Annotated in this window: 4 protein-coding genes; all 4 read right to left on the bottom strand. The window is 32.4% G+C overall.

All coding sequences use genetic code 11. From position 1 onward, the window contains the following. Window positions 1-326: 326 nt before the first annotated feature. Window positions 327-1,472 (bottom strand): adenylyl-sulfate kinase, encoded by a 1,146-nt coding sequence (locus BXU01_RS21980; protein WP_083695647.1) that lies wholly within the window; start codon window positions 1,470-1,472, stop codon window positions 327-329. After that, a complete protein-coding gene (locus BXU01_RS21975) occupies window positions 1,469-2,335 on the bottom strand; it encodes a sulfotransferase family 2 domain-containing protein (RefSeq protein WP_083695645.1) in 867 nt (288 codons plus the stop codon). Before BXU01_RS21975 ends, BXU01_RS21980 begins: the two co-directional genes overlap by 4 nt. A 21-nt stretch (window positions 2,336-2,356) precedes the next feature. Continuing rightward, entirely contained in the window at window positions 2,357-6,208 is a 3,852-nt protein-coding gene (locus BXU01_RS21970; RefSeq protein ID WP_083695642.1) for a non-ribosomal peptide synthetase, read from the bottom strand. Between the two features lie 44 nt (window positions 6,209-6,252). Continuing rightward, window positions 6,253-8,690, bottom strand: a 2,438-nt coding sequence (locus tag BXU01_RS21965; RefSeq protein WP_165689822.1) for a condensation domain-containing protein, incomplete at its 5' end; no start/stop codon positions are given.

The following is an 8,690-nucleotide window of genomic DNA, read 5'->3' as shown; positions in this document are numbered from 1 at the left end:
TGTACTGTCCTGATCTGACAAATAAAGGATCAACGCTTCTTTATTGCTGCGAATCTCTTCAAGGATTGCCGGATTAACTTCTTTTTCTTCAGTACTGATTTTAAGCAATCCTGATTCAATAAAAAGGTGAATTTTATTATCTGCTAGTATATTTATTAAATCAATCATACTTTTTAATTAACTTCAATTATATTGTTTTTAAGTACTGCTTTTTCTGAATCTTTAAGCCAGATATGTGCTTTTATAACCTTACCGATTTTCTCGATTGTGGGATGCATAAAAACATCCTGGATTTTATCCACTATAAAGTTTGCTTTCGTTACACTTTACTTTTTTACTGCTGTAATCCTAATTACAACAGGATCTTCTGTCACGTGTACTGCAAGACCATTATCTTCAACAAAATCAAGTATTTCAAAATCATGATCCTGCAATCTTTGGATTAATTCTTCGGCAATTACAAATCTTCTGTAATGTCCAAAAATTCTTTCTGTTTCGCTTATATGTTCTCCTTTCAAACTTAGTTGATCTTTTATAGACCTGCATTCAATAAAAAATTTCCCGCCCTTTTTTAATAGAATATGCGCTTTATCAATTGTTTGCAGTTCTTCTTTTAAGGTCATAGCATGAAATACAAATCTTGAGTAAATAACATCTAATGTGATCGTCTTATTTCTATCAAAGAATTGTGATAAACTTCCATTATAAAATTCGAGATTCTCATTTCTAAAGCTTGTTGAGCAATAATTTATAGATTCTTCCGAAATATCAATTCCAATAACCTTGACTGCTTTTGAAGCAAAATAAACTGAATCCCTGCCATTACCACATCCAATTTCAAGCAACGTCTCATTGCTGGTAATTTTTTCAATTGTATGTTTTGCAAAATCTGATGGAAAACCCGGACTCCTATTAGAAGCATATACTTCATTCCAATATTTACTGCGAATGGAAGGCTTGGTCTGATCTGTGTTTTCGAAAAAAAAGGAAATTATTTTATTTGCAACTTCATTTATCTCGATGTTATAGTTCTCTACAATCAAATCAGGTTTTTTAGGAAGGTCATAAATCTCATCGTTCATAATTCCGTTTTTAAAAATATTTTTAGATTCCTGATCCCTTGAAAATCTTATTTCAGCCGGAACATTGATTAAGACCTGAAACGAATTAAAGATATTATCTTTTACCCATTCCGCTATAGAATCAAACATCGCGATTGCAGAAATAATGACAATATAGTTTTGGCTTACTAAGTGATCTGCAAGTCTGAAATAAATTTTTGCAAGATCAATCCTTTCATTTTTTTTATATTCACCGATAGTACCCAAAATCACTCTCAAATCATCTCCGTCTAAAAAAATAACTTTATGTCCATCTCTGTCTAAAGATTTCTTTATTTCGTTGGCAATTGTTGTCTTTCCTGCAGAAGAGTAACCTGTTAACCAGATTAGTCCCTTATTTTCTTTTTTCATTTGAAAAAACCATTTACGAGTTTATTTATTTTAGATAGTGAGGCCTTAAGCGGCGTTGGTTTTAGCTCCTCGTTGTAATTTGCATTTGAAATATATAATTCTTCAAGCTGTTGGTTAAAATTTGTATGTTTTGCTTTTATCTTCTCGAATTTCTCATTAGCATATTGATACAGCTTTAAATCAAATTCATTGTATTTTGTAATTAGTTCTATTACTTCGTCCGTTTTTTGTGCCTCAGACAGATTCACTTTAGAAGTATTTACTTTCTCTTTAAACTTGTCGATCTTTAATCCATAAGTCAGATTTAATAAACAAACACTTTCGTAGAATTTCTCTGTTATTCCGAATGTAGGGAAATATTTATCAAAGTTGTAAATTGCCCTGTCGTACATTTCGTTAGTACATTTTCCAAACGGAACATTTTCTATTCCTGATAACATTCTAACCATTCCATTATCAAATTCTGTTGAAATTTTACTTTCTACAAAATCCGTTAACGACCATTGATTTGATATCGTCATTTTGTGCAAATAATGTTCTGGCTCTCCTAATGCCAGTCCATATACAGATATGATCCTTTTAACAGGATTTCGTATCATCGTAAAATAGGTAAACTGGTCATAGTATCGATGTAATCCAAAACTCGCATGACCACCCAGGTATAAGATCTTTTCCTTTTCTAACTGAGGAAGACCGATAAATTTTTCTACTGAATCTTTTGAAACTCCTTCCGGATTATCAACATACATGAGGAACATTTCTTTATCCTTAAAAAGCTTGAAAAATATTTTACTCATTGCTAAACCTCCGGTTCTGGGAACATGAAGGAATATAAAAGGCAATTGTTTTTTGTCAAATGGCATAACTTAATTTTTAGATTAATTTTATTTAAGGATTTCTAATTCTTTAGTCGTTTTCTCTACTATGTTGTTAAAAATAAATGCCAGTTCCATGGCAGCATCACGCAGTAAATAATGTCCAACATTTGGTATAACATGCATCTCAACTTCATTTGAGTAGTTATACCATTTTTTATATTCTTTACTATATCCTTTGGTTAATGGATCTTTATCACCTGTAATGAAATAGATTGGAAAATCAAATTTCTTAAAGTTTGATTCTTTTATTAAATTACAGTAATAGTAAAAACCTAAGGTTGCAATGGTACTGTCAAATCTTATATTATTGATAAAAAACTCTTTATCAGGAGATACCTCCGGATATTTTCCTCCAATTTTTCCAAGAAACTCAATGATGTCTGCATCAGTTCTTTTATCGGGCTGGTTTGAAACCATTGTAGGTGCAAGCATACCTCCAATACTTAATGCGCGTATATCAAAATTATTTTGTCTTAATAAATCTGCAATTCCTACAGCCAGCGGACTACCGTTACATTGTCCGAAAACAATAACCGGAACTTTAATAAGACTTTCTATCTCTGAAACAATTTCTTTAATAAGACGAATTCTGTTTTGTTCAAACATCTCTTCGTTATTTAATCTTGTTCTTGGAAGTTTAACTGCGTAAAAATCAACCTCATTATTTAAATCTTGCAATGCAAAAGCCGTATCTCTATAGCTAAATGGCTCTCCCGCAGAATTAGGTACTGAAACAAAAGCAATTTTAGCATCTGAAGCACTCGAAATTTTTTCAAGCAATACACTTCTTAATTCCATACTACTGATCTTATCCATAAAAGCCGCCAGTGTTTTTATCGTTGGATTGTTATATAAATCATTTACGGTAAATGCATTTTTTACCTTAGATACTAATCGTATCGCTTTAAAAGAATCTCCACCCAGTTCAAAAAAATCTTCATCTAAACGAATATTTTTCTCCTCCAGAATATCTTGCCAGATACCAAGCAGTTTTTCTTCGGTAGCAGTCATAATAAGCTCTTCTTCTAAATTTTCTCTCTCTACTGTAAGATTTAATGCTTTCAATGCTTCCCTGTCTGTTTTGCCGTTTGGGGTTAATGGAAATTTATCTACATGTATAAAAAAAGACGGAATCATATAAGCCGGCAGATTTTGCTTTAAATGATTTCTCATTGCTGCAATATCCTCAGGCTGATTCGCTGAATAATAAGCAACCAGAACTACATTTTGGTTATCATTGCTTTTTTCAATAACAGCAACCTGCTTAATTTCCGTCATTAGATTTAGATTTACTTCAATTTCTTCAAGTTCAATCCTGTGTCCTTTTATTTTAACCTGATAATCCTTGCGTCCAAAAAATTCAATATTACCGTCTTCAGACCATCTTCCAATGTCTCCTGTCTTGTACATTCGTTCTCCTTTTCTAAACGGATTTTCGACAAATACTTTAGCTGTTAATTCTTTTTCATTAAAATATCCTCTGCAAACACCAATTCCTGACACGCATATTTCTCCCTTAACTCCAACAGGGCAGATATTGAAGTATTCATCTACTATGTAAATAGAAAAATTCTGAACTGGTTTCCCAATAGGTACAGCGCCTGTTTTTGGCAGTTCATGCGTGATGTAATGTGTGATATCATCAGAAGCTTCTGTAGGGCCATAAGCATTCATGACCGGAATATCAGGGAAATTGTTAAACCATTTCTCCAGTAAATTAAACTTTAATGTTTCTCCGGTCAATATTATAAATTTTAATTGAGAAAAATCTGGCTTATTTACTTCTTTTGATTCAATAAGGTCAAAAATCATTGACAAATACGATGGAACAACTTCTAAAATAGTTGTTTTGTCTTCTTGTATTCTTTTTAAAAAGTCAGAAGGGTTTACTATTAATTCCTTACTGTAAATAATGGTCGTACCGCCGGTAACCAGAGCCGTTAGAGCCTGCCAGACAGAGATATCAAAAGATTGTGACGCATTTTGTCCAATACGGCTTTGCTCACTAATGTTTAAATCATTTATTTTAGCATGAATATGATTTATCATACCAAGATGTTCAATCATAGCCCCTTTTGGTTTTCCTGTAGTTCCTGAAGTATAAATAACATAGGCTAAATTATCCGGACCTATTGAAACTGGCAGATTATCTGCCGGAGATTCTTCCCATTTTTCTTCAAAAACGGCAGAATCAATTACAATTTTACATGATTTTTTTATAAAGTCTATACGATCCTGAGGATATTCAGGATCAATAGGAACATAAGCTGCAGCTAGTTTAAAAATCGCTAAAATTGAAATTATCATTTTTTCAGATCTCTCTTGTTGCACTCCAATTAGATCTTCTGTTTTTATGTCATTATTTGCAGACAGGTAATTTGCCAGCTGGTTTGCCTTCTTATTAAGTTCAGAATATGAAATGCTTTTATCTTCAAAAATTACAGCAATTGCATTTGGCGTTTTTTCAGCTTGCGATTCAAACAAATGCAAGAATGTTTTCTCCTTATCAAAATCTTTATGTGTATCATTAAAAATATCTAAAACATCTTTTTCCTCTTGTGATACCCATTCAATTTCATGTACTTTGGCATCCGGATTATCCAGAATTTCTTCTGCTAATTTTAAAAATCTACTCTTAAGAAGCTCCATTTGACTGTCGCTGTAAGTCGCAGGATTATAGCTCATTCTAACATCAATCGACTGATTAGAGCAAATATCTAATGACAAATCATAACTAGTGTACTCAAAAACTTCTGAATGGTTTACTTTAAAATCATGTTGTGTTTCTGTTGATTGTGCCGTCATTTGTTCAACAGGATAATTTTCAAAAACCAGTAAGTGATCAAATAATCCTCTTTTTAAATTTGTTTTTGATTGAATTTCACTCAGACTGTTATAATGATGATCGAGTGAGTTTATTGAAATATCATGTAATTTTAATGCAATATTTTTAGCAGTCTCCTCCGCTTCAAATTGTACACGAACCGGAATCGAATTTATAAACAAACCGATCATGTTTTCTATTCCATCCAGATTTGCCGGTCTTCCGGATACGATAATGCCAAATAAAACGTCTGTAGCGTTGTTCCATTTTGCTAATAAAATGCTCCACACGGTCTGAATAAATATGTTCTCCGTTATCTCCAGTTCTTTACACGATTCTCTAAGTCTGTCTGTAAATTCGAGATCAAATTGTACATATTTGGGCTCAGAATTTATAAGAGCGTTAGTCTGATTTTTAGGAATTCCTGTCAAGGCATTAAAACCTTTCAAATAATCTTCCCAATAGTTTAGTGATTTTTCTTTGTTAAGATTTTCAAGCCAAACAATATAATTCGAATATTGGGCTACCTCACCCAAGTCTATCTCATTGCCGTTTAATAATGCATTGTATATCTTAAAAAAATCTTTTGTAATAAGGCTATGGCACCATCCATCCATTAAAATGTGATGATAACTCCATATAAATTCAAAAATGCCTTCTTCTAGTTTGATGATTTTTAATCGCATCAAAGGGCCTTTTTCTAAATTAAAACCTTTATTTCTGTCTGCTATCTTAAAATCAGCCAGATCAAGAGCATTTTTTTCTGTAAAATCCAGGTATTCTACATCATATTCTCCAGTTTTTTTAACAATCTGAAGCAATTGATCTTCTATTTCTCTTGTAAAAACGGTTCGTAATATTTGATATCTGTCAATTATCATTTTAAAACTTTCTTCTAACTTTAGAAGATCAACAATCTCCACATTAATTCTATAGCTCATTTGCTGAAAATAAAGTGAATTATCATTTGAAGTTATCCAATGATAATATATGCCGGATTGCAATGGAGTTAGTTTGTAAATATTTTCTATCATTATTCTGCTTTTTATTTTTATTTATGATTTATATAGGGTTTCAATCAGTTATTATTAAATAATGATTCTTGTAATTTTTTTAATTGCTCCATACTCAATTTATTATAGGTAAGATCTACCGGCGTTAATTCCTTTTCTTGATTAGACGAAAGATCTAAAACTAACTTTTCCAAGTGCTTTTTATAACTGGTAATCAATTTTTCGATTGTTTCTTCAAAAAACTGGTTTTTATCATACCCGATATCAATCGTTAGTTTTCCGTTTGCAATCAATCCGGATACATCAAGTAATGAATGTCTTATCATATTTGGAGATACAATTTGTCCTTTATATTGATTAGAATATTCAAAGTTATTTTCTCCTTTTTGATCATTAATTTCATTTCCAAAAGTGCCTAAATAGTTATAAGTTATTTGTGGAGAATCCATTTTTATACTTTTCAGGACGTACTTCAATATTCCAAATCCAACGCCTTTATTAGGAATTCTGTGCAAAGTTTCTTTTACTTCAATTAATTGGTTTATATTATTTTCAGGATGTTTTAGAGCAATATATGTGGGATATAACGTAGTAAACCATCCTACAGTTCTGGTAATATCAATGTTATTATGTATAGGCTCTCTTCCGTGTCCTTCAAGATTTAATGTGGTTTTTGTGATATTAAAGACATCATTTAAAGCAAAACTTAATGCCGTAATTAAAACATCATCTATAGAAGTATTATATACAGTATTACATTTAGTTATAAGTAAATCAGTCATATTGGCGTTCAGTTGAACAGAGCAAACTTCAGTATCTTCAAACCTGCTTATTTTTGTTTCTTTATCTAAAGGCAGTTTTTGTGCAAAATCTCCTTTTGATTTAATATCCAGCCAATAATTTTCTTGTTTTTCAATGACTGAACTATTAGAAAACTGCAGCAGATCATCAACCCATTCTGCGTAAGAGTTTGTTTTTAATGGTAATTTTAATTCGATATTGTTCAGATACTGATTATACAAGGTCGAAAAATCTTCTAAAATTATTCTCCACGATACACCGTCAACAACCAGATGATGACATGCAAATAACAAATAATCTGATTCGTCTTTTCGAAGCAGGGCTGCTTTAAATAATGGTCCTTTTTCTAAATTTATCGTTGATTGAAATTCATCACAATACGCATCATATTCTTCGTTATTAATAGTTTTGCTTTCAAAAAAGTAATGGCTCTCATCGCCTTTATTTTCTTGCATCCAGCCTTCATCACTTTTTTTAAACACTATTCTTAATGCATCATGATGACGAACAATCATTTGAAGAGCTGCTCTTACAGCCTCCTCAGAAACCGGAGCATTACTTTTTAATATAATAGATTGATTAAAGTGACTGTATTGTGAAGTATTATTTTCAAAAAACCAAGACTGTATCGGACTCAGGTTAATTTCCTGCTCAATTTGATCCTGATTTACAGAAACAGTATGTTTTACAACACATTTAGACAATGTTTCTATTGTTGGATATTTCATGATATCCTGAATATTTATCGAATATCCTTCTTGTATTAATCTGGATGCTATTTGAATAGATTTAATTGAATCTCCCCCTAAATGAAAAAAATTATCTTTTATACCTATTTCCTGTTTTTCCAATATTTTTTGCCATATCAAAACCAGTTTTTCTTCTATTTCATTGGTTGGCGCGGCATATTCTACACCTGTATCAGTTATATTGGTGCCTAAACTGTAAAGCGCTTTTTTGTCAATTTTTCCGTTTACCGTCAAAGGCATGGTTTTCAGCTCAATAAACGAAGACGGGATCATGTACTCCGGAAGGATGCTGCTTAGTGCATTTCTAAAATATGCCACCGTGACGCTGCTTCGCGTGATTACATATGCAAATATGCTTTTTTGCTGTAAGGCATCTTCTTTGACCAAAAGGGCTACTTCTTTGACTTTTGGAAGGCTTAAAATAACACTTTCGATTTCGCCCAGTTCAATACGGAATCCTCTAATTTTTACCTGTTCATCGATTCTTCCCTCATACTGCATATCACCATTGGCTAATATGCGCACAAGGTCACCCGATCTGTAGAGTCTTTCTCCCTTGGCAAACGGGTTTTCAATAAATTTTTGTCTGGTTAACTCTTCTTTATTCAGATAACCTCTTCCTACCCCTAAACCACCAACGTAAAGCTCTCCGATGATCCCTATGGGAACAAGCTGCTGGTTTTGGTCTAAAACATAGCCCGAAAGCGTCGGGATGGTTGTACCAATATTACTAATATTAAGCTCTATATCAATATCATGAATCTCTTTGTAGGTTACAAATACAGTAGTCTCGGTAATACCGTACATGTTGATGAGCCTGGTTTGCGGATAACGCGATTTCCAGTCTTTTAATTTCATTGGTGTCAGCGACTCTCCCCCAAAAATCACATAACGAAGCGATAAATCTTTATGAGAACTTTCGAATTTCTGACCAATTAAATTGTAAAATGCCG

Origin of the sequence: [Flexibacter] sp. ATCC 35103, from assembly GCF_001975985.1 — a bacterium.
Classification (GTDB): domain Bacteria; phylum Bacteroidota; class Bacteroidia; order Flavobacteriales; family Flavobacteriaceae; genus Flavobacterium.
The sequence above is the reverse complement of the archived record's forward strand: the minus strand, read 5'-3'. Positions and strand labels throughout refer to the sequence as shown.